This is a genomic window from Bacillus sp. LR--39, assembly GCF_053613335.1.
Genome location: NZ_JBSIOT010000678.1, coordinates 1 through 801, shown reverse-complemented (window position 1 = coordinate 801; position 801 = coordinate 1). Strand labels below are relative to the sequence as shown.

Sequence of the window (801 nt, the reverse complement as noted above, 5' to 3'; positions counted from 1 at the left end):
AACGCTCGTCAGTTTCTTGACAGCGACCGTTGTAGGATTGATCTATTGATAAACATTGAAAAAAGGACTGGTGATCACAATGAGAATGGTTGATATCATCACAAAAAAACAAAATGGAGAAGAATTGACAACAGAAGAAATTCAATTTTTCATTAAAGGCTACACCGACGGCAGCATTCCTGACTATCAAGCGAGCGCTCTGGCGATGGCCATCTATTTTCAGGACATGACGGACAGAGAGCGGGCCGATCTCACGATGGCGATGGTCAACTCAGGCGAAACGATCGACCTTTCCGCGATTGAAGGTATCAAGGTCGACAAACACTCAACAGGAGGCGTCGGCGACACGACGACGCTCGTACTTGCACCGCTTGTCGCGGCTCTCGACGTACCCGTCGCCAAAATGTCGGGACGCGGCCTCGGACACACAGGGGGAACAATTGACAAGCTCGAAGCGATCAAAGGGTTTCACGTGGAACTTTCCAAAGATGAATTCATCGAGCTCGTCAACCGCGACAAGGTCGCCGTTATCGGCCAAAGCGGAAACTTGACGCCTGCTGACAAAAAACTGTACGCCCTTCGCGATGTGACAGGCACGGTCAATTCGATCCCGCTGATTGCCAGCTCGATCATGAGCAAGAAAATCGCCGCAGGGGCGGATGCGATTGTCCTTGACGTCAAAACGGGCGCCGGCGCATTTATGAAAACCGATGAAGATGCAGTCAACCTTGCAAAAGCAATGGTCCGCATCGGAAACAATGTCGGCCGCCAAACGATGGCCGTCATCTCCGACATGTCCCA

General features: G+C 51.3%; 1 protein-coding gene. It reads left to right on the top strand.

Going from position 1 to position 801, the window contains the following annotated elements:
• Positions 1-79 precede the first annotated feature (79 nt).
• Positions 80-801, top strand: a 722-nt coding sequence (locus ACWHAR_RS25790) for a thymidine phosphorylase (RefSeq protein WP_452088265.1), incomplete at its 3' end; no start/stop codon positions are given.